The organism is Wolbachia endosymbiont (group A) of Apoderus coryli, assembly GCF_947251615.1.
In the GTDB taxonomy this organism is placed as follows: domain Bacteria; phylum Pseudomonadota; class Alphaproteobacteria; order Rickettsiales; family Anaplasmataceae; genus Wolbachia.
This window is the reverse complement of record NZ_OX366367.1, coordinates 980,957-1,004,533: the sequence shown is the minus strand read 5'-3', so window position 1 is coordinate 1,004,533 and position 23,577 is coordinate 980,957. Positions and strand designations below refer to the sequence as shown.

Genomic DNA, 23,577 nt, shown 5'->3' with positions numbered 1-23,577 from the left:
ATTAGTGCAGAAAATTACTTAGTATCTTTCTTATAGCAGATACAGTAGTATTAATATCTTCATAGCTTATATCTCTATGTGTTATAGCTCTGATTTTACCTTTGATGTTAGCCATTCTAATTCCATAATTTGTAACTAGTACGTTTATTAATTCTTGAGTAGATATACAATTAGTACGTAATGAAAAATACGCTATATTAGTTTTGTATAGGTCGATATCAATTATAACTTGATCTATGGAGTCTAGGCCTTCTATAAGGTGCTGCATCTTTTTATGATCTTCCTCTAAACAATTTATATTATTATGTAAAGCATATAAACATGCAGCTGAAATAATGCCAGCTTGGTGCATACCTCCGCCAATTTGAAACTTATAGTACCAAGCTTTTTCAATAAACTCTTCACTTCCAAGCAATATTGCGCCCATTGGAGCACCTAATCCTTTACTAAAATCAATGAATACCGAATCAAAATAACTTGCATACTCTTTTGGAGATATTTTAGTATGAGCACAAGCGTTGAACAGTCTTGCTCCATCTAAATGAGTGAATACGTCATTCTCTTTGCAGAGACTTGAGATCTCTTGAATATATTCTAAAGGCCACACAGCTCCACCACCAAAATTTGTCGTTTGTTCGATAGAAACAAGCCCAACTCTCGGAATATTTCTTAAACTAGGACGAGTAATAAACTCAACAATTTGTTCTCCAGTAAATATTCCTCTCGTACCTTTGATGGGCAAAGGAGTGGCATGTGCCTGGGCTGCGATCAAGCCAGATTGTACTATGAGCGGATGTGAAGTTTCATCAAGCAGCAAGTAATCACCAGGTCTTTGAATGTGTACTTTATAAGCAATGACATTGGACATCGTTCCTGAAATCAAAAAGATTCCTGCAGGTTTACCTAATATTTTACATGCGGTTGCCACTAATTCGTTCACAGTTGGATCTTCACATGCAGCTTCGTTTCCAACTTTTGCTTTAGCCATCGCTTCCCTCATTTTAGCTGAAGGGTCAGTGTTTGAATCGCTAAAGAAATCTATTTTTATTCTCATATTAAATTTAACACAACTTCCTTTATAATTTCAGCAGCTTTCATGATGTCTGTTTCCTTTGTGCCAAGATGGGTAACTGCTCTTATATGAGACTCGAGCCAAGGAAAAAGCAATAAACCATAAGCTTGGCACTTACTCAAGAAAACCTCATTAGTTACATTTAGTGCTTTTATACTAAAGCTTACTATATTAGTTTCTGGATAAGGTAGTACCAGTTTTATGTGTGGAATTTCTTTAATCTTATCTGCAAACAATTTAGCGAGCTTATTATCTTCTTTAAGCCTAGAGATATTATTCTGTAGTACGTATTTTGCTGCATTAGCACAATACCCTATCTGATGATAACCACTACCTAGCCAAACCTGTAGCTTTTTAGCCCTTTCAATTATCTCTCTTTTACCCATAAGCATTGAACCAAAAGGAGCGCCAAGTCCTTTAGTAAAAGAAAAGCTCATTGTATCCACATATTTAGCATAATCTGCTAAAGCAATATTTGTTTCGATATGAGCATTAAATATTCTTGCACCGTCTAAATGAAGATTTACATTGTGAGCTTTTAAAAAGTGATATAACTCGACTTGTTTTTCAAAAGGATAAATTTTACCATTAAACCCATTTATACTATTTTCTATAGAAACAAGACTCACCTGAGCAAAAATTTTATACCTCGGCTTAGAATTAATAGCATATTCTACTTCATCAACATCTAAGATTCCGCTATTATTTCTAATACAATTAAATACGATATTATTTACTTTTGCATTGCCTGCACTATCGAAAAAATTAATGTGATAATTATAATTAGTTATTAGTTCATCACCAGGACTTGTTTGAATGGCAATGGCTAATCTATTTGCAAGCATACCGCTGGTTACAAATAATGCTTCTTCTACTTTGAATAATTGTTTGCAATATTCTGATAAGTCATTACAGCTTTTGTCTTCACCATAAGCAAAATCTCCAACAGTTGCATTACTTATTGCATGTATAACGTTGGAGCTCTGCAGAGTTGTAGTGTCACTTCTCAGATCAATAATTTTTTCCATCTTATTTCTTGCCATTCAAACAACCAATTTGAGCATTCCAAAGTTCCTTGTAAAGACCTTGCTTAGAAACTAATTCAGCGTGTTTACCATCTTGGACAATTTTTCCTTTGTTAAATACTATAATTCGGTCCATGTGTAAAAGTGTAGAAATACGGTGTGCTATAGTAATCGTAGTTTTATTTTTCATCAATTTGAATAAACTCATTTGAATTGTTTTTTCTGTTATAGAATCTAACTGACTAGTTGGTTCATCGAGAAATAATATTGGAGCGTTTTTTAAAAATGCCCTTGCTATTATTATTCTTTGTCTTTCTCCTCCAGATAGCTTGATGCCTTTTTCTCCAACTGTAGTTCCATATTGATCTGGTAGAGTCATAATGAAATCGTGAATACCAGCCAGCTTTGCAGCTCTCATTATTTCTTCGATAGTAGATTGAAGTTTACCATATATGATGTTTGCTAAAATAGTATCATGAAATAACAATGGGTCTTGAGGTATTACAGATATTTGTTGCCTCAAAGAACTCTGTGTAACTTCTGATACTATTTGATTATCAATCTGTATATTACCTTTTTTAACATCAAATAGCCTTAGAATTAAGTTTATAAAAGTAGATTTACCACCTCCAGAATAACCAACTAGACCTACCTTTTCGCAAGGATTAATGGTAACTGAGAAATCTTGAAATAATGGCTCCTGACCTTCATAAGAAAAAGAAACATTGTTAAACGTTATTCTTCCACTTAATAAATTTAATTCTTTAGCATTTTCCTTATCTTGAATTTCTGGTACGGTAGTCAAGATTGGCAATGCATCTGAAACTTTGCCGAAATGAGTAGAAAATTGGGTAAGATTCCTAGTTAGATGGTTAAGAAACTCTATAATCGATATATTAATTCCAAGTACAAGAGCAATATCTCCTATTGCGATCTTGTTCAATTGATAATCATGAATTAAAAAATACAAGTTTACTGCTTGGAGTATATCGAATGAATAGCCATATATAAACCAAAGACAAAAGTATGCCCATTGTAATTTTCTCTCTGCAATAGTTCTTTTCTTGCATATTTGAAAAAATTTGTCTCTCTCATGTGCTTGCTGAGAAAATAACCTTACTGATATAACATTTAAAATACTATCTGCTATACTAGCTATTACTTGTGAATTTTGTTTAGAGTAATTATCAGCTAATTCAGTAAGTACACGAAAGCTGAAAATCGATACTAAAATAAAAATGCTTACCCAAGTGAATGTAGCGATTGCAAATTTTATGTTTACTAATGATAAGGTATAAATAGCTAAGACTAATGCTATGCTGTAACCGAAAAAACAATCTATAAGCAATCTTATTAACTCTATCACACTATCCATTAAGTTACTGACCTTATGTACTAAGCTTCCAGATAAATTGTTCTGATAATAGGAATGGTCTTGTTGGAGTAGCCTACAAAAAGACATATCAGCTATCTTTTGACGCATTAAGGTAAACATTCGAATGTCAACAAAATAGCCATAGAATCTAAAAGTAGTAGTGATAAGTAATGCCATACCAAAATAAGCGCTTACAGGTAATAAAAGATTTTCAATTACATTACCTTCCTGATATTTTACAGCTGTATCTAGAATATTTTTTACTAAATACTTTCTAAAAGACAAATCAACAGCTACCACCAGGGCAACTAAAGACATTATAAGTACATTAAGTTTGAATTTAGATACTATATTCAAGATGAACATCAATACACATTTGAAGCTATCAACTCTACCTCTGTTCATTTATAATTCTAGCTCCACTACGTTGACTTTTTTATTGAGAAATACAAGTAGTGAAAACCATAAATTTTTGTATATTTTTCCTGAGATGTCTCCAGCATCATGTAGTGCTGATGCTTGATTCAGAATAAGTAGCTTATATAAATCTCGCTTAGCCTCAGTAGTGTCGATCTCAGAAATATTTTTAGTTGTGTCTGTAATAAAGGCTAACCAGCTCTTGATAAGTTCTTCCATGTTTTTTGCTTTTATACTTTCCTGGTAGCCAAATAATGACAAGCATTTTCTCAGTATAGATTCTGTTAACTCACCACAATTGAGTATACCAAAAACTGAAGGCTGAGGTTTTGGCACATAGGGAAGATCTTGATCTTTTACAATCCACCTTGTTACATAAGCAAATCTATCTTTAGCATCTGTATTCTTATCACTACCATGCCATAACCGTGAATCAAAAACTATCGCATCTCCTGCTGAAATAGGTAGTGACTTAATTTTGTAATTTTCCCGATTACTTGAGTACTGATCAAAAAAATATGGGTACCAAAAATCAACTAAAGGCTGTATTTCCCATTTATGACTGTTTTCTATAATTTGCAGTGCACCTGAAGTTTCACTTACATTATTCAAAGCTAACCAAACAGAAAAGTGGTAAGGATCATTGAAACTATAGGAGATGTCTTGATGGAAGGGAACTGCATCTATTAAATCAGCAGTTTTACATATAACATTTGATTTTTTCTGCAGTATCTGACACTGAAGTGACTTTTCAAGGTAATTTTTAATAATTTCATCTAATGCTTGAGAGATAATTCTAGTTACTTGAGATGACGTGCCCCATCTGCCGGTACAGTTTAAGTAGTCAGAAGTTGAAACACTTAGTTCTTGGGATAGCTTTGATATCTTATTTGTTATATCACTTAAAGACTGAGTTATTAGCTCTAAAGGAACCAGATTTTTGATAATAAAAAAACCATTTTTTTGTAATGTTTCCATATGATTAACACCTGACATCAATAACTGATAAGTAATCTGTTAAAGGTATAACAGCAAAAATTTTGAATCCTTTTACTTGTTTGAGTATTTTTTCCCAATTGCTTAATGTTCTTAGTTTACCTCCTGTTTCAACCATTACATTAATATCTACAGAGCCTCCATCTGGAGAGCGGTAATCTAAAATAGTTTCTATCAATAAAATACGAGATATTCCTTTGACCAATTTTAAATAAGATAATACTTTATCATCATCATAATGCTGTAGAAAGCGGCAAAAGACACCTAATTCATAATTTGTAGCTGATAGTTCTTCCTGAGTTATAAGTTTGACTTTTAAATTTTCTACTAACTGTCTTGGCACTTTATGTTCGTTATATAGGCCTATGGAACCTTTATTGTGTATATCAGAATAAGCAAGAAATAAAGAGTGTACACCAAATAGCAATATATTCTTAGCACCATCTATATTAATCCTAGAATTAAACTCTTTAGTATCAAACCTAGAATATCCTAGCAATGCTTGGTAAAACGCTATTTTCTTATCTTCTGATGATTCTCTTTCCTTAAAAGATTCAAATGAAGAGATTGACTTCTGTTTTAGTATATCGGCAATATTTAACCAATTCTTTTCAGCGGCAACTCTTGCCCACATTGTTGCTGCTTTTGGCAAAAATGGTATTTCCTTAAAACACTTACCTTTTGATGATAGTTTCCATAAGTCCTCGTCCTTATCATAATCAATAAACCCTATTTCCCACAACGCCCTTAACAGCCTTTCTAGATTTGGTACGATAATGTTTAACTTTTTAGATAAAAACGGCACAGTTGCAGGTAAAATATTTAACAAATCAAGTTCAATAGCAACGCTTGTTAGGTAAGTTTTCCAAAAGGCTGAAAGTTCTGCAGAAATCCTATGCACTTGAGATTCTTTACCTAAATCAAAAATACTAAACTTTACATTTCCGGTAATATCGATTTGTCCTAACACACCTTCAAAAGTTTCAACTTTTGCCATCCCATTATAGAATGCTTCTACCATTTTAAATCTCTGCTGGTAAACAGGATCACCATTAATATCTATATGAAACCAACCATGTTGATCTTCTGCAATAGAATAACCTTTATGAAAAACATTAAGTTTTTTATACCATTTATTATGTACTAACTTTCCATGATGATTAATATGTGTAGCTTTACCATCCTTATAGACTACAGCGATACCATCCTTAAAATCTCCAACATAATCATATTCCTCCTGATAAATCCTGTTGCCATTTAAATTAATATGAAAACATTTATCATGTCTTCTAACTACACAAGCATCTTCCTGATAATTTCCAATCCATTGATAAGACTGTTTGTATACTCTACATCCAAATGAATCAATATGGTAACACCCTGTATCATCTTCTACGGCTGCTCTATTAAAGTAGAATCCAAAAGTTTTTAGAAATCTATTATGATAAACTGCTTCTCCTCTTACATTGATATGATAAGCACCTGTCTGATCATAAACCGGTGCAAGACCGGGCTCATGAAATTTACCAACCTTTATAAACCTATTTTCATACAAAGGATTTCCTAGTAATTCGTGAAAGCTCTCACACGGTGAAATTTTAATAGATCTAAGATTATCTTTGATTAATTGATCAAAGGTTTTCTCATGTTGCATGTTTTGCATAATTTGTAATTTAAATAATTCTTTTGTAAGCTTAGGTACTCACTACTCTGCCATATTTCCTCGAGTTTAACCTCATTAACATTACCAAAATTTCCTAATGTCTTACGGAGTTCATCTGGAGCACAGCAAGGACTAAACTTTCCTTCATTGTTTATCCATGCTTCTTTACCTAAAAATGGGCATTGACCACCTGGAGCCAAATCCTTAATACCTTCTTGAGAAAGAATTGTAAAATTTTCTAATTTTATCTTTTTACCATTTGGTAATAGCATATTATCTCTAAGCTCATATAACCTTCTCACCTCTGTATTCCATCTACTAATTGCTAACTCATCTCTTCTCATAGATAGATCCTTAATTTCCTCAAAATGTGCCCAAAGATGATGTCCTTTAACTCTATCTATGCCATTTTTTATGGCCATCTTAACTATGTCATAGAGTTCATGTAAATTACTTTCCAAAAATGTTAATTGTAAAGTAACGGTACACCTTTCACCTGTATCGCTAAAGTATTTATCTCTAACTTCAAGGAAAGTTTTTAAATTTTCTGTCACTACTTCCCATTTTGAACCTTTCATGATTCTTTCATGAGTTTCTTTAGTTGCCCCATTCCAGGAAATCTTAACATCAGATAAAATTGGTACCAATAGTTCAGCCCATTTTCTAGCTCCTTTAATGGGAAAAGAACCATTGGTTGTGAGGTTAAGCTTAAGGCCGAACTCATGGCACAAATTGATTATTTCATCAAAGCTTTTATACATTAAAGGCTCACCCATAGTAGAAGGAATGATTTCCCTTAAAGGTGTGCCAGCTGCTTCCTTAATTACTTTTCTGATAGTTTCTATCGACAGTATCTTAGGTTTTATTCCTTTAGCTTTCTTTTCTTCTTTAACTTTGCTGTATGGTGAAAAACATTCGCACATTATACAAGCAAAATTACAGTAATCTGGATTAGTATCAAAAGTAATTCTCCAAGGACCGGGTTTAACAGCTACTGATTTGCCTTTCTTTTCAATAGCATTACGGTAAATCTTGTTAAGTTTCTCAATATGCTCACTCATAGAAGGTATATTTCCATTTTTAGTATAAGGATAGCCTTTTTGGGTAAGTTTATTGTATAACTCCTGATTTGTAGATAGGACTTGCATTTTTTCTGACAAACTACTTGCATCTCTGTGCTTAAATAATAGTCCATCTCTTACATATTCTGCCATACCACCATAATCGGCTGTTATAACTGGTATTCTAAGTTGCTGTGCTTCATGTATTACTAACGGTGAATTTTCACCCCAAATTGAAGGAACGACTATTGCATCAACTTTATTAAATACGTCAGTAACTATATTCTTATTATCATAACTTCCCATCCACTCTATTCTTTCTTTAACAACAGGTGAAAACTGATCGGCAATCGCTTTTAAAGCTTTAGTTTCTTCTCTTGCTGCTCCCCAAATTCTAAGTTTTGCTTTAGATGATAAGTGAGAAAAAGCTTTCAATAATAGATCAACACCTTTTTCGGGAGTATGAGTACCAATATAACCGAAAATAAACTCTTTTTCTTGTACTCTATTTCTATTCTTAAGACGATTGAGATCAAAACCATAATCAAGATAAGAAATTTTGTTTATCGGAACATAAAAATCCTGAGTAAATTTATCCATCAAGAATTTCGATGGGGAAATAAAGTAATCTATATAGTCTATTATTTTCCTTGTGTGCTTCATTCTAGTTGCAACCCATTGTTCCCAATAATTTATGTCTGAATTCAGGAATTCTTCATCTCCTGTAAAATATCCCTTGTAACATTGGGTTGCACATTTTTGATCCTTTTGTCCATCACAAAGCTGTAATAAATCTTCAGAATTACGTTGAATAAACCTTCCTCTTGGACACATTAACCAAAAGTCATGTAGCGTAAAAATTGTAGGTATATTTTCTTTAAAAGCAATTTCTGGTAAAGTAATTGATAGATGATTAAGATGACCAAAATGTATAAGATCTGGCTGAAAGTTATCTATTATTCTTTTAAATTTTATATTTACTTCTTCATTGATAAATTTATAACGATATTTAGCTGTAGGTATATTAATTAAATGCAGTAAGATTCGAGAGTCACTACTATCTAGGACTGTAGTGTAATAAAAATCAGGTAAAAAGCTATTTTCATACCTAGTAAATACTTGTACCTCATTGTTATTTGCTAGTTCATGAGCAAGAGTTTGGCTATAAACCTCTGAACCAGCACTATAATAAGGAGGGTAACCATGAATAACTTTTAATATTTTCATATATTACCATATCTATATTGTTAGGATATTCTTGTGTATTGTTTTGTAGACTTTTTATAAATTTACTTAATCCTACTTCTAATGAATGTTTTGGAGACCAACCAAGTAGCTCTTTAGCTCTAATAAAATCACCATGGAACTTAGTTACATCAAAATTTCTTGGAGGATAAAAATCAATTCTAGAATCACTTTTCGTGACTTTTAATATTGTTTTTGCTAAGTTTTCTAAAGTACATGGGCTATTAGTAGTAAGATGAATAGCAGGAAGGGAAGATTTTTCGCTTTGTAAATATTTAACAGTTAAGCATATACCCTCTATAACATCATCCAAATAGGTAAAATCAAAAACACATTCTTTACCTTCTATTTTAATTGGATCACCTCTTAATGCATTAATACAGAGTGCAGGAATTACTCTACTGTTATGATCTAGTAAACCACCGTATACATTTGAAAAGCGTAATATTGCTACATTAAAATCTTTTGAACTTGTTATTTGTTCCTCAATAAATGCTTTACCTTTGGCATAATTATTTATTGGATCGATACTAGCAGATTCTGTAACTGGCAGTTCCTTCTGCTCTCCATAAACTTCCCTACTACTTGCATATATAAACCACGGTTTATTTGGAAGTGACTTACATAACCCTAAAAACCGCATTGTACCATCAACATTAATTTTTTGACACAGTGTAGGATAAAGTTCACCATGTATAACTCTAGAAATTGCAGCCAGATGAATGATTCCTGTACACTGAGCAAGTAGTGGTACTATATCTTCTGAAAAAAAACTGAGTGGATTGTTGTGAAACCTAATATCACAGCTTATTACTTCATGGCCCTGGTTTTCTAACTTTTTCACCAAGGTTGACCCTATCAAACCTGCAGCACCTGTTATTAATATCCCCATGTATACCCTCTCACTACAACTAGGAAAATTTGTCGTACCAATTATCTTACAAGTAAGAATTAAAAGGTATTATAAAACAAGTATAAAATAAATGTCAACTTAAATTAATGAATAAAAAAATGTAGTTATGAAAGAAAAGTTGGCTGCCTTTTTTTTTGAAAATAGTGTTCGGCTTTAATCAAATCCTCTTTATTATTTACTCCCATTGCTTCTCTTTCATCAGAAACTACATAACCTACACTCAAGTTATTGTTTGCTGCAATGGGTACTATATCATTAAGACAATATTCATTGGTCGAATTATTAAATTTTATTTCTTTTACTAAGGTAAAGAGATCTTTAGCATATGAAGCTATTATTCCAGAGTTTGCAAGAAGCATTTTATCTCCATTTTTTAGGATTTTTTGAACATTGCCGTAATTATCAATTACTAATCTTCCATATTGTTCATCTTGACTATTGAATCCAAGAAGAACTAAATTATTATACTTTAAACAATCAGTCATTTTCATAACTGTATCGCTAGATATAAAAGGAGTGTCTCCATACTGTATTAAAACTATGTCTTGATCAGATAACTCCTCCAGATTTTCTAGAGCAATTTTAACTGCAGTGCCAGTGCCTGTAATATCTTCTTGAATTATTAGTTTTATATTGTATTGATCGATTATACTTTTTAGAGTATCAAAGTTTTCTAAATCTTTTAGAAGGGAGTTGTTAACAACAATTGATAAGCTTTTTAGACTCAGCGATTTTGCATTAGAAATTATATGTTCTAAAAGAGTAAGATTTCCCACTTGGTGCAACGCTTTTGAATATTCAGAATTCATTCTACTGCTCTTTCCTGCTGCTAATATTATCAAAATGTTACTCATACATAACTCAGGAATTGATTAGGTAGTAAGTTAATTTATAATTAGTAAGATGTAAAGTCCACTGTAATTTTTATATATTTTCTAGATCTTGGCACCCTCATTAGAGTTTCATTTAAGAGAGCTATAACTTTAAACTCTTTACTCGATTTTCTACGCTGACATCTTGTAAACTCTGATCTGGACTTTTTAATATTTCTAATAATCTACTTGCAAGGTTTGAGTGTTTATTGATTACTGCAACCTGGATTAATGACTTGTCTTGATCATTACGAGCATTTGTTACAGCTACGCGCTCATCAGGTTTTATTGCTTTCAGCTTACTGATAATTTCAACATTACCATTTTTTGCATTCTCAAACAGCTCTTCTACTAATTTCAATAGGTTAGTAATATTTTGGTCTCGAGAAAGATCAAGTGGTGCTTTACCTTCTTTATTCTTGATGTTATAAATTGCACCATGTTTTAATAAAGATTTTACAACTTCCAAGGAGCCACCTTTAGCTGCAACATGAAGTGATGTAGTACCACTAGAAGTAGTTTTAGCATTAATAAAATCACTCAATTTATTGTGGCTTACACGTTGTAACAAAGCTTCAATAATTTCTTTATGACCTTTGGAAGCAGCAGTGTGTAATGGTGTATTACCCTTGTTAGTAACTTGAGTAGCATCAGCTCCATTTGCTAGCAAGATATTTACAACTTTTATGTGCCCATTATTAACAGCATAATGTAATGGCGTTCTTCCATCGGTATCTTTGAAGTTAACAATTACCCCTCTTTTGATGCAATTCTCAACCGCTAAAGGATTGTCATTTTCTATGGCCTCAAGTAACTTTTCAGAAAAAGCAGACTGTAACCTCTGATTGATTGACTCTAAAAACCTTTTTACAGGAATGTCAATATTAAGTTCAACCATTTCTATGAACGATCTTACATCTTTCTTTAACTCACTATGCAATAACTTATAATATTTTGTACCTTGCCCTTTGGAAACGAAGCATTCAGCCTTCCCACCGTAAGCTTCATCTGTATACCCTGACGTTATGTGTTTTGGATCAAATTCTAGTGCTACTAGCATATCATTTACTGACTGTATGCTTTTATTATTTATCGAACCAGGTACACAATCTTTGTATACCTCAACTAAGCGATATGCATTTCCTAGGTAATAAGAACCTTCCTTAAGAGTTTTCCAAGGAGAAGTATTCTTTTCTGAACTATATGGTTGCGACATGCTACGCAACATAGGAAGGTAAAGCTCAGAAAAACGGATATGCACCTCTGTAGCACTTTTAAGCTTCTCAAGTTGATCCAACTCACATTCAGGGCTAAACTGTGATTGAACTTGATCTGGCTCCTTCAGCATTTTTAACAATTTAGTTGCAATATTCTTATGTTTATTGGCTATAGCAACTTGCAATAATGTATTCCCTTGATTATTACGAGCATTTGTTATAGCTAAGAACTCATCAGGTTTTACTGCTCTTAGCTTGCTGATAGATTCAACATTACCATTTTTTATATCTCTAAACAATTCTTCGATCAATTTCAGTAAGTTAGTAACTCTTTGGTCCTTAGAAAGATCAATAGGTATTTTACCTTCTTTGTTCTCAATTTTATAAATTGCACCATGTTTTAATAAAGATTTTACAACTTCCAAGGAGCCACCTTTAGCTGCAACATGAAGTGATGTAGTACCACTAGAAGTAGTTTTAGCATTAACAAAGTCATTTAATTTATCACGACTGATATGTTGTAACAGAACCTCAACAATTTCTTTGTAACATTTGGAAGTAGCAGTGTGTAATGGTGTATTACCTTTATTAGTAACTTGACTAACGTTAGCTCCATTTGTTAGTAAGATGTTTACAATATCTATGTGTCCATTGCTAACAGCGTAATGCAACGGTGTTCTTCCATCAATATCTTTATCGTTGGCATCAGCTCCATCTTTTAACAGACGCTGAACAGTTCGTATATCACCTTTACTAGCAGCAATGTTGATATCTTTCTGCAGATGCTGGAGAACCTCTGATGCTTCGCTACCCTCAAGCTTAAATCTAAAATTAATCATCTCTATCTTTTTTAAAATATCTAAAACACTCGGATGACTTGGTCCAAAAACAGCTTTTCTTTGATCTAAACTTTCTCTGTAGACTTTAAGTGCGCTGATCCATTTCCCTTGAGCAAAAAGTACATTTGCTATGTTGTATTGAGTATTCAAGGTTTCTGGGTGATTTTGTTGTAAAGCTTTTTTCTGGATATTTAAAACCTCTTGAAAAGCTTTCAAGGCTTCATGATATTTATTTTGATTGAAGAGTACCCCAGCAATGTTATGTAACGTTCTCAAGGTATCAGCATGATTAATACCTAAAATTATTTTCTTCTTTTCAAAAACCTCTTTATAGATTTTTAAGGACTCTTCGTATTTACCTTGGTTAGCTAGTACCATTGCTATATTATTTTTGGCACTCACAGTGGCTAGATCATGTGTACCTAGTGTTTCTTTCCTCTTTTCAAAAACTGCCCTATTGATATTTAACGCTTCTTCATATTTTCCCTGTTTATCTAATACTAATGCCATGTGAAACTGAGTATTTAAGGTATCTGAATGATTTGACCCTAGTATTTCCTTTTGTCTCTGATAGACTTCTTGATAAATATTAAAAGCTTCTTCATCTTTCCCCTGTCTATGCAGCACTAAAGCGATTGTACTTCTTGTACTTAAAGTATCCTTATCGTTTAAACCCAGCATTTCTTTTTGTTTCTGAAAAATCTCTTTAAGCATATTTAAAGCTTCTTGGTAAATTCCTTGCTTATATAGCACTTTGGCTATATATGTCTGAATATCTAAAGTACCAGGATTGTCTGGTCCTAGTATTTCTTTTCTTCTTTCAAATGCGCTTCTGAAAATACTTAAGGCTTTTTGGTAATTGCCTTGATTCAAGAGCACTAAAGCTGTATCAATCTGAGCGGATACGTCACTTTGCGATATCTGCTTCAACTGCTCGACTTTTGAAAAGTTACTATGTACTGCAGCAACTACTAACGTTTTGTTCTCTCTATTACGAGCACTCATCACTGCTTTTACTGTATCAATATCCTTTATCTTATTTAGGTCATTAATAACTTGAGCATTACCATCTTTAACCTTTTTAAATGATTCACTGACTAGTTTAAATAAGCTAGTTATACTTTTATCCACAGTAAAATCTGATGGTGTTTTCCCACTGTCAGAGACAGCATTGTATACTGCACCATTAGATAATAGGGCCTTTACAACTTTTAAGTGAGAGAACTTAGCAGCATAATGCAGAGGAGTAAACCCCTTGTTACCAACCACATTAGGATTAGCTTTATTTTGTAATAGAATATTGACAACTCCATCATAGCCCTTCCATGCAGCATAATATAATGGTGTTACACTATCAGCATTTTTGGCATTAACAAACGCTCCTGCTTTAATGTAATTCTCAACCTCTGAAGAGCTATTACGTTTTACAGCCTCAAATAATTTCTCAGTTGATGCTAATAGATTGATAACGTCTTTATCGTTAGTCATTTCTAATGGTCTTCTACAAAGCTTGTCAACAGCGTTATAAACTGCACCATTTTTTAATAAAACTTCAATAACGTCTTTATAACCAAAATTAGCAGCAATATGCATAGGGGTTAAGCCATTAGTATCTTTAGCATTAACGTCAGCACCTTGTGCTATCAAATACTTTACAACTTCTAACCGACCTTTCATTGCAGCATAGTGTAGTAATGTCTGGTTAGCTGTACCAAGCTCATTAATACTCAACCCCTTGCTAAGGAAAAACTCTACGGTATCTTTATAACCTTCTCTAGCTGCAATGTGTATAGGCTTTGATCCAGAGGCATTTTTAGCATTAATATTAGACCCTTCATCTACTAGACATTTTACCATTTCCAAGTTACTTTCCTGTGAAGCAATGTGCAGTATAGTCCAATCATCATTGCCTTTAGCATTCATATCTACTTTTTTATACTGCAGTAACATTTTAACCACTTGCAAATGACCATGTGCAACTGCTAATTCTAAAGGTGTTCTGCTCTTATTGTCCTTAACATTAACTTTTGCTCCATTACTTAATAGGACTTCAATAACATTAACATGGCCGTGTCCTGCAGCTATATGTAGTGGAGCACCTTCAACATTTACAAAGTTAACGTTAGCCTTGTTTGCTATCAAAATTTCAGCAACTTCTTCATGGCCTTCTTGTGCCGCAAGATATAATGGTGTTGTACTATTAATAGTCATAGCATCAACATTGGCTCCCCTTGCTATCAGAGCATTTACTATTTCCTTGTGGCCTCTTTTAGCAGCCAAATGTAATAGTGTAGCATCTTCAGGACCTTTCATATTAGTACGGGCCTTGTTTTTTAGCAAAATCTCTACAATATCCCTATAACCAGCGAGCACTGCTAATGATAAAGGTTCACCACCTTCTGCATTAACACTAGCTCCATTTTCTACAAGAACTTCAACGATTTCCTTATGATTATGCTTAATAGCAGAAAGCAATGGTGTTAGGTTGTTACTCTTAACATTAACATTGGCTCTATTTGCTACCAAAATTCCAACGATTTCTTTATAACCTTCCTCCACAGCTACATGTAATGGTGTACTACCTGCAATACCTTCCATATTAACTTTGGCTTCATTTTTTATTAAAAGGTTCACAATATCTTTGTGACCCCCTACAATAGCTGCATGTAAAGGTGTAAGACCATAATTAGCACTAGTATTGACTTCAGCTTTACTTTTGATTAGAAAAGCAATAGCGTCTTTATGTCCACTTAGAGCAGCTACATGCAATGGCGTCATGCCATCATTAGTTCTAGCATCAACTTCAGCTTTATTTTTTATTAGAAGATCAATAATATCTTTGCTACCATTCATCGCAGCTGCATGTAATGGTGTACTACCCTTAATGTCTTGAGCTCTAACTTCAGCTTTATTTCTTATTAGGAGTTCAATAATATCTTTGTGACCTTTCAGAGCAGCTACATGTAATGGTGTTAGATTATTATTGGCTTTATCATTGATTTCTACTCCATTTTTTATTAAAAGCTCAGCAACTGCCTTATGACCACTCTCTGCTGCATAGTGTAATGGCGTAGCATTATTTTTATCTTTAGCGCGAATGTTAACCCCATGCTCGAGAAGAGCAACAACTATCTTCAAGTGGCCACTCTGCACTGCAAAATGTAGTGGGGTTATACCTTCCACAGTGGCAATACTAGCATTTGCCTTATTTGTCAGTAAAGCCTTAACAATTTTCTCATGTCCATCTTTTGCTGCGTAGTGCAAAGGTGTGTTATTATAGGTTTTGTCAACAACATTAACATTAGCTCCATGCTTCAATAAAATATTAGCTATCTTTTCATGACCGTTTTCTATTGCATAGTGTAATGGTGTACAACCATCTATAACTCTGGAGTTAACATCGGCTCCTTTGAGAATTAAAGCATTCACTACTTCTAGGTGGCCATTTAGTGCTGCTGTATGTAATGGTATTCCCTCCTTATCGTTTCTTGCATTAACATTTGCCTCATTTTTCAGTAAAAAATTAACTAGCACTAGATAACCACTTTCTGCAGCTATATGTAGTGAAGTAAAGCCACCCATAGTTTCGTTGATGTCAACATTCGCTTCTTTTTCCAGCATAATCTTAGCAACATCAATATGATTGTTTTTTATTGCATAGTGTAAAGGTGAAAAACCAGCTATATCTTTGGTATTAGTATTAGCATTATTTTTTAGTAGAATTTCAACAGCATCTTTGTGACCATTTTTAGCTGCAATATGTAGTGATGTTTTGCCACTATTATCTAGATCATCAACATATACACCTGTTTTTCCTATAAAAAATTCCACAATATTTTTCCTTCCATATGCAGCAGCAATATGTAGTGGGCTTTGACCATTAATATCTTTAACATTAACGTCTAAATTTTGATTAAGAACAAATTTTATAATTTCAAGACTAGGTCCCTTAGCAGCAAAATGTAATGTAGTCCATGAGTTAATACTTCTAGCATTGATGTCTGCTCCTTTTTTGAGATAACTCTTTAAGTCTTCAAGATTTCCTTCTTCCAACGCAGCAAACATTTTTTCCTGATTAGTAATAGTGATAAGGTTTTGATCGTATTTATCTTTCAGCTTGGAAGGATCATCTCTTACCGACTTGCCAATTTTCTTCTTACTTTTTATTACATTTTCTGAAATAAGTTTTTTAGCGTTCAAGATAACTGCTATTGAGGGATCAGATAACAATACATCAACTAAGGTATTATCGTGTGCTAAATGATTACGCAAACATTTTCCAGTTAATAAAGGAGTGTTATCATCTAAAAAAAGTAGATTGTTTTCTAGATGCTTCTCTGATCTACCTAAAATTGACATTATATCCAGAACAAGCATTTCTACTACTGCTTGCAACTTTTTATTCCTCTTGTAGGAAGGAAGCTTTTCAGTTAACTTGCCACTTAATGCGTTATTCCTCAAAATACTTTTCAGTTCAGATAACTTCAGTTCAAGCTGGTTATTGTATTTTTCTTCTGTTATGTTGTAAGCCTTCCTTTGTTTATGTATAGGAATAAACGAACCTTTCTCATTCAACTTGTTTCTTAATTCCTCAATCCATTTAAGGTCACCTGTTCCAAGTTCAGCAATGTAAAAAATCTCACAAGTTAATCTATTTACTTTATCAAGGTTGTCATCCTGTATTCTTGACCTAACACTATGAGAAATTTTCATTGATAGTTCGGCTATTTCTTTAAGATTGTGAGACTCTATTTGGGAAGGAATATTCTCTAGTGTTTTATTAGCAAAGAATTTTATTCCTCTAATAACATTATGGTCAATCTTATTGTCATTCAAACCAACATCTAAGCTCTTTAATGATATAAACGCCGTAACATAATCAGTTCTGATATTTTTTGATTTAGTTTTTGCAAAATTGATTATGTTATCAATTTTATTAAACAGCTCCTTTTCATAATTCGTCTTTTCAGTTATATTATTGCTTAATTCTTTTATGAGTTTTTCAAGCTTATCATGTTCCATCACTTTAAAACTCTCTGTAATCATTTCATCTAATTCAACGTTACTAAATATTCCAGCAACTTCTTTTATCTCGTCTAAGTTTTCACTACTGGTAATTTTCTTTAGCAATATTATGACTATTTTAATCTTGTTATTGTAAAGAATATCAGTAATTACATTATCGATTCTTTTAGTATCATTTTGAACACCAATAAAAAAGTTAACATCTGTATTTTCCTCAATCTCTGTTCTTTTAGAGAGCGAGTAAGCATGTGATAGTGAGTTACGTAAATCTATAATGACTTCTCTTGTGTTCTTTGGTAATGATAGTAGAAGAAGCTCGCTTGTAGTGCTAGATAACTTGGGAGATTCTAGAGTGTTTTTTAAATATTCACCAATAACCTGTAAAACCCTTGTAATAATTAACTGTCCTTCCCTTTCTTTAGGATTAGCTGATAATGCCAACTTTATATAATCACTTATTTTCTCTAAAGAATGAATATCCCTAATTTGTTGATAATCGCTATACAACTCTCCAAATTGAGGATAATTGCTAACGATCTCTGCAACAACCCTCTCACGTTTTAACTTCGGGAGATCAGCAAATTTACCAATGTCCACACCTTCTATAATATCTTTTTCTTCTTTAAGTTTCTTTGCAAAATTTTCCAAGTGGTCTAGTATTTTACTTTTATTCAATGTGGCATTATAGAATAGATTCATTTCCTGTCGTTTTATGTGAGAAGAAACAAAACTGATCAAACAAAATTCCATTTCTTCCCAAGGTAGTCTATCGTAGGTTGATTTCAACTGCCGCTTTAATATATGAATATTTTGTGCAATAAATTTTGCTATGAATAAAAACTTTTCATCTACTTTTTCTGTGTTTGAATACTCTGCCTTTAACAGGCTAATATTTTGAAGTACTAACTCAATCCGCTCTCTTATGTTATTAAGATAACTCTTCACATTCTGATCTTGTCCAGAAGCACTAGAGAAAAAACGGAGGTTTATCAACTTATTTTCAACAAAAATTTCTATCTCTTCTGACAAGAATACGTTCTTTAGTTTTAATTCCTCATAAGCTCGTGAAAGAATTTCATCTAATTCCCTGAAATGAACAGCAAAATAATTACCTGGCCATTTATTAATGAGTGTATCAAGAAGTTCAACATTACCTGAACGTATAGCATAATAAAACGCATTATGGCATGTTTCATCCTCATCATCTGGTAATATAGTAGTTTCTCTGATGCCAACAGATAAATTACTGAGAATTTTACTATTATTGCCAAGTAGGTATTCTAAAATCTTTACCTTATTGTGTTTACAAGCTAAGATAACTAAGTTAGTACTCTTAACAGGATTGTTAGCATTATCATAATAGTCTCTCAAAGTTACTTGATCTTCTGCATCACTTATGTAATCAATAAAATTGCTTAATTTTTTTAAGCTGTCGACATTACCATCTGATATTGCCTCTTCGAGTTCAGTTAAAACCAGGAGATAAAGTTCTTCAGCTTTTGCTTTTCTGCGGTAGAGCTTTTTATATTCTCTAATAAACTCCTCTTTTGATGTGTAAGAACGTGATAAAAACTGTTTATCTTCTTGATAAAAACTGGTTTGTTGTTTAGGTACATGCATAAACCCTCTCTGAGATATATTTACACCAGTATTAGAATAGCAAAGTTTACTTAATATGGCAAAAATTAAAATAGCATCTTTTGTTAATAAAATATTTTTGAGAGAATATCTACTAATCCTGCAATTTCAGGACGAAAAGCCTTCACAACATTTGATTTTGGGTGTGGGAAATGTGTTGGTTGTTTAAATTATTAGTAACACCTACTAATAATAACCCGTTTGAAAACAACAAAGAGAAATGATGATCAACTTACATAAAAAAGCACTAAGTTTAGTGTTTTGGCATTATAGCAATCTCTTATGTATCACCTCTCTGGAACCATACGACTAATTGTTGTTCATAAAAAACTCTAGTACTGACAAAAAATGTATTTATTCTAATCTTGCACGTTTGGTATCATTACTTATAGAAGTTTCATAAAGTCTTGTACCAGGCTCTACGAGATTATTTAAGGAACTTAAAGATTGAAAAGTACGTTTATTGGAATCATCAAACGCTACTATAAAGTTTAACAAGTTATCATTAGATAGATATTCAGTTATATTATATGTAGAATCATGATCCAGAATAATTTTCTTTTCTTTGGCATCTTGATCTGCCACATCTAATTTAGTATAAAATTGTATCTTACTTAACTTATTTAACAAATCTGCTCTTTCTAAAAAAGGTTTTACCTTATCTAATATGATATCATTATATATAGGATAGCGTATGGAATAATCAATTTTTGCTAGTCTTACAGATAATTGATTATTATATAGTACATGTATGTTGAAGTTATTTGTAACAAATTCATATAGTGGAAGGCTATCTTTTATTTCATCTGTTTTCATTTGAAGAATTTCACAAACACAGTCATCTAGATAACTTGATAATTTACTGTAATTACTGCATCCTTTATAAGGAGATAAGTCAATAATTTTTCCGTAATCCTTATTGAAGTTCCTTACTAAAGTAAATTTAATCAACAATTTAGCGCATGCTAGATCACTTACAGCGTTATCTAAAGATGTGGAACAATTATCATAAAGCCGTCGTTCACGATTTCTTATATTAATATCAGCTCCATATTCTAATAGTTCTTTAACTACTTCCAGATTTTTACCACTTTTTTTTACAGCATGGTTCAGTGCAGTATTGCCTTTACGGTTTGTTGCATTTACATCAGCACCATGTTTCAGAAGTTCTCTAACTAATTCTAATTCCTTCCCCAGTGTTATAGCAGAATGTAGTGGAGTTTCACTATACATGTTTCTTGAATTGACTTCGGCACCACCTAACAAAAGCTCTTTAGTAATTTCTACACTACTAGTAGTATGAAGTAACGTATCTCTATTCCTTTCTACTCTAAGGTTAGCATTAGCACCTGCAGACAAAAGAGCTTTAACTTTTTCTAAGTTTCGTTCATAGACTGCTTTTTCTAATTCTTTGTTAATATTATTATTTAGCATATTTTTAAAATCCTCCTAAATTTCACTATTTTGTAACAAAATTTTTGTATATTTTCTAGATCTTGGCACCCTCATTAGAGTTTCATTTAAGAGAGCTATAACTTTAAACTCTTTACTCGATTTTCTACGCTGACATCTTGTAAACTCTGATCTGGACTTTTTAATATTTCTAATAATCTACTTGCAAGGTTTGAGTGTTTATTGATTACTGCAACCTGGATTAATGACTTGTCTTGATCATTACGAGCATTTGTTACAGCTACGCGCTCATCAGGTTTTATTGCTTTCAGCTTACTGATAATTTCAACATTACCATTTTTTGCATTCTCAAACAGCTCTTCTACTAATTTCAATAGGTTAGTAATATTTTGGTCTCGAGAAAGATCAAGTGGTGCTTTACCTTCTTTATTCTTGATGTTATAAATTGCACCATGTTTTAATAAAGATTTTACAACTTCCAAGGAGCCACCTTTAGCTGCAACATGAAGTGATGTAGTACCACTAGAAGTAGTTTTAGCATTAATAAAATCACTCAATTTATTGTGGCTTACACGTTGTAACAAAGCTTCAATAATTTCTTTATGACCTTTGGAAGCAGCAGTGTGTAATGGTGTATTACCCTTGTTAGTAACTTGAGTAGCATCAGCTCCATTTGCTAGCAAGATATTTACAACTTTTATGTGCCCATTATTAACAGCATAATGTAATGGCGTTCTTCCATCCACGTTCTTCGAATCAATGATTGCTCCATCTCTAATGGAACTCTCAATTCCTAAATAATTATTATCTTCTATAGCCTTAAATAACTTCTCAACCAATTTTAGTAATTTTATTACTTCTGGGTTTCCTCTTCTTTCCGCAAAGTGTAATGGTAAAACATATCTACCTCCTTCAGCTCTAGCATTAAAGTATGCTCCGCTCATAAGTAGAGACCTAACTATATCTAAATTACCAATTTGTGCCCCTAAGTGTAAAGGCGTAGCATTTTTATCCATTTTTGCATTAACATCCGCTCCATTTATAATAAGAGTTTTAACTACCTTAGGATGACCATATTGAGCTGCAAGATGTAGGGCTGTGCCTTTATTTTGATTTTCTTTTACATTTACATCAGCACCATGTTTCAATAGAACGGTTGCTATCTGATCATAACCTTTTTCTGCTGCAAAATGTAAAGGAGTCCAATTTGTGTGATCTAAAGCATTAATATCTGCTTCCTTTTCTAAGAGCAATTCAACCACCTCTAAATGATCATGGTCTACTGCAAAGTGTAGAGGTGTAGTACTTTTAACTGTTTTAGCATTAATGTCTGCTCCTTTATCAAGCAAAGATTTAGCAACTTCTAAATTACCATCATATGCTGCACAATGTAGAGGAGTCCAACTTCTGTTATCTAGAGCATTAATATCTGCTCCATTTTCAATCAAGAAATTCATTATTTCCAAGTGATTATGTTCTGCTGCCAAATGTAGAGCTCTTCTACCATCATCCATCTTTGCATTTATATTTGCTCCTTTTGCAATTAAGCTCTCTACTATTTTTAAAGAAAAACCATTATATGCTGCATTATGTAAAGGAGTCCAATTCTGATCATCCACGGTGTTAATGTTTGCTCCATTTTTAATTAAAAAATCACTCACCTCGAAATGACTTTGCTGAATTGCTAGATGCAAAGGTGTAAAACCTTCGTTTTTTTTAGCATTAACATTGGCTTTTTTCTCTATTAGTAGCTTCACTACTTCTAAGTGACCATTCTGAGATCCTATATGTAAAGCTGTGGAATTATCGTGGTCCTTAGCATTAACATCAATTCCCCTTACGAGAAGAAGAGACTTAACTACTCCAAAGTGATTACGTTCTGCTGCTAAATGTAGAGGTGTAAGATTCTCATAATCCTTAGCATTAACATTAGATTTTGCTTTTAGTAAAATGTCTACTAACTCTAAAAAGCCATTTTGAGACGCTAAATGTAGAGGTGTAATCTTATCATCTGTTTTTGCATTAACGTTTGCTCCCGCTTCAAGCAGAACTTTAACTATATCTAACCTACCAGTTTGTGTTCCCAGATGTAAGGGTGTAATGTTTGCATCAACTTTATGATTACCTATGCCTGAAGATCCAGCGTTAATATTAGACCCTTGTGAAATAAGAGCTTTAACTACTTCGAGGTTACCATTTTGTACTGCAGAATGCAAAGGTCTTGCTCGATCATTATTTACAGCATTAACATCTAATCCCTTTTCAATAAAAACATTTACTATATCTAGATGACCATTCTCTGCTGCTAGGTGTAAAGGTGTATTAAGTTTATCTGTTTTAGTACTAAGATCTGCTCCATTTGCAATCAAGGTGTTGACTATATCTAAATATCCTTGCTGGGATGCAAAACTTAAAGGTGTAAAGCCTAGAATGGTCTTATGGTTTACATCTGCTCCATGAGCAATAAGAAAGTTAACCATCTCTAAGCGATTTTTTGCAATTGAAAAATACAGTGGCGTAAAGCCATCGTACTTAATCTCTGAATTAATATCTAAACCTTCTCCTAATAAAGTGTTGACTAAATCCAACTGACCATTTCCTGCTGCTAAATGTAGTGGTGTAAGACTAAGATGTTTCTGAATTTCATAATTTTCATTTAAAAACTCTACAAAAAATTGCAGCTGATCCAGATTATTAGATATTCTATTAGTAAACATAAAGGCCTCGCATGAAGAATTTATATAAAATATAGTATCTACAAGTTTTTAAGCAAGATAAATCTTCTTCTTAAAAAAGATACTGTAAT

12 protein-coding genes are annotated in these 23,577 nt (G+C 32.8%); 1 reads left to right on the top strand and 11 read right to left on the bottom strand.

All coding sequences use genetic code 11. The features are described from left to right. Position 1: 1 nt before the first annotated feature. The 9 genes from OPR43_RS05045 to OPR43_RS05005 form a co-directional block, all read right to left on the bottom strand. The gene (locus OPR43_RS05045) at positions 2–1,054 is read right to left on the bottom strand and encodes a threonine aldolase family protein (RefSeq protein WP_226079613.1); all 1,053 of its coding nucleotides are present in this window, start codon (positions 1,052–1,054) and stop codon (positions 2–4) included. Then, positions 1,051–2,100: a threonine aldolase family protein gene (locus OPR43_RS05040; protein WP_026097216.1), complete on the bottom strand. Its 1,050-nt coding sequence runs from the start codon at positions 2,098–2,100 to the stop codon at positions 1,051–1,053. Before OPR43_RS05040 ends, OPR43_RS05045 begins: the two co-directional genes overlap by 4 nt. Before the next feature lies 1 nt (position 2,101). Continuing rightward, complete coding sequence (locus OPR43_RS05035) at positions 2,102–3,877, bottom strand: ABC transporter ATP-binding protein (RefSeq protein ID WP_265034403.1); 1,776 nt, start codon at positions 3,875–3,877, stop codon at positions 2,102–2,104. Continuing rightward, positions 3,878–4,867 (bottom strand): phytanoyl-CoA dioxygenase family protein, encoded by a 990-nt coding sequence (locus OPR43_RS05030; protein WP_265034402.1) that lies wholly within the window; start codon positions 4,865–4,867, stop codon positions 3,878–3,880. Between the two features lie 4 nt (positions 4,868–4,871). Beyond that, complete coding sequence (locus tag OPR43_RS05025; RefSeq protein ID WP_026097218.1) at positions 4,872–6,548, bottom strand: WG repeat-containing protein; 1,677 nt, start codon at positions 6,546–6,548, stop codon at positions 4,872–4,874. Continuing rightward, on the bottom strand, positions 6,509–8,836 hold the full coding sequence (locus tag OPR43_RS05020; protein WP_265034401.1) for a glycosyltransferase: 2,328 nt from the start codon (positions 8,834–8,836) through the stop codon (positions 6,509–6,511). Before OPR43_RS05020 ends, OPR43_RS05025 begins: the two co-directional genes overlap by 40 nt. Further along, on the bottom strand, positions 8,793–9,746 hold the full coding sequence (locus OPR43_RS05015) for an NAD-dependent epimerase/dehydratase family protein (protein ID WP_019236565.1): 954 nt from the start codon (positions 9,744–9,746) through the stop codon (positions 8,793–8,795). The genes OPR43_RS05020 and OPR43_RS05015 overlap by 44 nt, the downstream gene beginning before the upstream one ends. A 125-nt stretch (positions 9,747–9,871) precedes the next feature. Beyond that, complete coding sequence (locus OPR43_RS05010; RefSeq protein ID WP_226079610.1) at positions 9,872–10,621, bottom strand: NTP transferase domain-containing protein; 750 nt, start codon at positions 10,619–10,621, stop codon at positions 9,872–9,874. 121 nt (positions 10,622–10,742) lie between these two features. Next, the gene (locus OPR43_RS05005) at positions 10,743–19,340 is read right to left on the bottom strand and encodes an ankyrin repeat domain-containing protein (RefSeq protein ID WP_265034400.1); all 8,598 of its coding nucleotides are present in this window, start codon (positions 19,338–19,340) and stop codon (positions 10,743–10,745) included. Positions 19,341–19,395: 55 nt separating this feature from the next. Here OPR43_RS05005 and OPR43_RS05000 point away from each other — a divergent pair, with 55 nt between their 5' ends. Then, entirely contained in the window at positions 19,396–19,527 is a 132-nt protein-coding gene (locus tag OPR43_RS05000) for a hypothetical protein (RefSeq protein WP_264954044.1), read from the top strand. Positions 19,528–19,712: 185 nt separating this feature from the next. On the opposite strand, the gene OPR43_RS04995 is transcribed toward OPR43_RS05000, so the two are convergent. Together OPR43_RS04995 and OPR43_RS04990 are read right to left on the bottom strand one after the other, a co-directional pair. Then, a complete protein-coding gene (locus OPR43_RS04995) occupies positions 19,713–20,792 on the bottom strand; it encodes an ankyrin repeat domain-containing protein (protein WP_174516910.1) in 1,080 nt (359 codons plus the stop codon). A gap of 95 nt (positions 20,793–20,887) precedes the next feature. Then, the gene (locus OPR43_RS04990) at positions 20,888–23,488 is read right to left on the bottom strand and encodes an ankyrin repeat domain-containing protein (protein ID WP_226079609.1); all 2,601 of its coding nucleotides are present in this window, start codon (positions 23,486–23,488) and stop codon (positions 20,888–20,890) included. Positions 23,489–23,577: the final 89 nt, after the last annotated feature.

What these genes read in the sequence shown, in the direction of transcription:
- OPR43_RS05045 (WP_226079613.1), bottom strand. Translation starts at nt 1,054, where the DNA reads ATGAGAATAAAAATAGATTTCTTTAGCGATTCAAACACTGACCCTTCA.
- OPR43_RS05040 (WP_026097216.1), bottom strand. Translation starts at nt 2,100, where the DNA reads ATGGAAAAAATTATTGATCTGAGAAGTGACACTACAACTCTGCAGAGC.
- OPR43_RS05035 (WP_265034403.1), bottom strand. Translation starts at nt 3,877, where the DNA reads ATGAACAGAGGTAGAGTTGATAGCTTCAAATGTGTATTGATGTTCATC.
- OPR43_RS05030 (WP_265034402.1), bottom strand. Translation starts at nt 4,867, where the DNA reads ATGGAAACATTACAAAAAAATGGTTTTTTTATTATCAAAAATCTGGTT.
- OPR43_RS05025 (WP_026097218.1), bottom strand. Translation starts at nt 6,548, where the DNA reads ATGCAAAACATGCAACATGAGAAAACCTTTGATCAATTAATCAAAGAT.
- OPR43_RS05020 (WP_265034401.1), bottom strand. Translation starts at nt 8,836, where the DNA reads ATGAAAATATTAAAAGTTATTCATGGTTACCCTCCTTATTATAGTGCT.
- OPR43_RS05015 (WP_019236565.1), bottom strand. Translation starts at nt 9,746, where the DNA reads ATGGGGATATTAATAACAGGTGCTGCAGGTTTGATAGGGTCAACCTTG.
- OPR43_RS05010 (WP_226079610.1), bottom strand. Translation starts at nt 10,621, where the DNA reads ATGAGTAACATTTTGATAATATTAGCAGCAGGAAAGAGCAGTAGAATG.
- OPR43_RS05005 (WP_265034400.1), bottom strand. Translation starts at nt 19,340, where the DNA reads ATGCATGTACCTAAACAACAAACCAGTTTTTATCAAGAAGATAAACAG.
- OPR43_RS05000 (WP_264954044.1), top strand. Translation starts at nt 19,396, where the DNA reads ATGGCAAAAATTAAAATAGCATCTTTTGTTAATAAAATATTTTTGAGA.
- OPR43_RS04995 (WP_174516910.1), bottom strand. Translation starts at nt 20,792, where the DNA reads ATGCTAAATAATAATATTAACAAAGAATTAGAAAAAGCAGTCTATGAA.
- OPR43_RS04990 (WP_226079609.1), bottom strand. Translation starts at nt 23,488, where the DNA reads ATGTTTACTAATAGAATATCTAATAATCTGGATCAGCTGCAATTTTTT.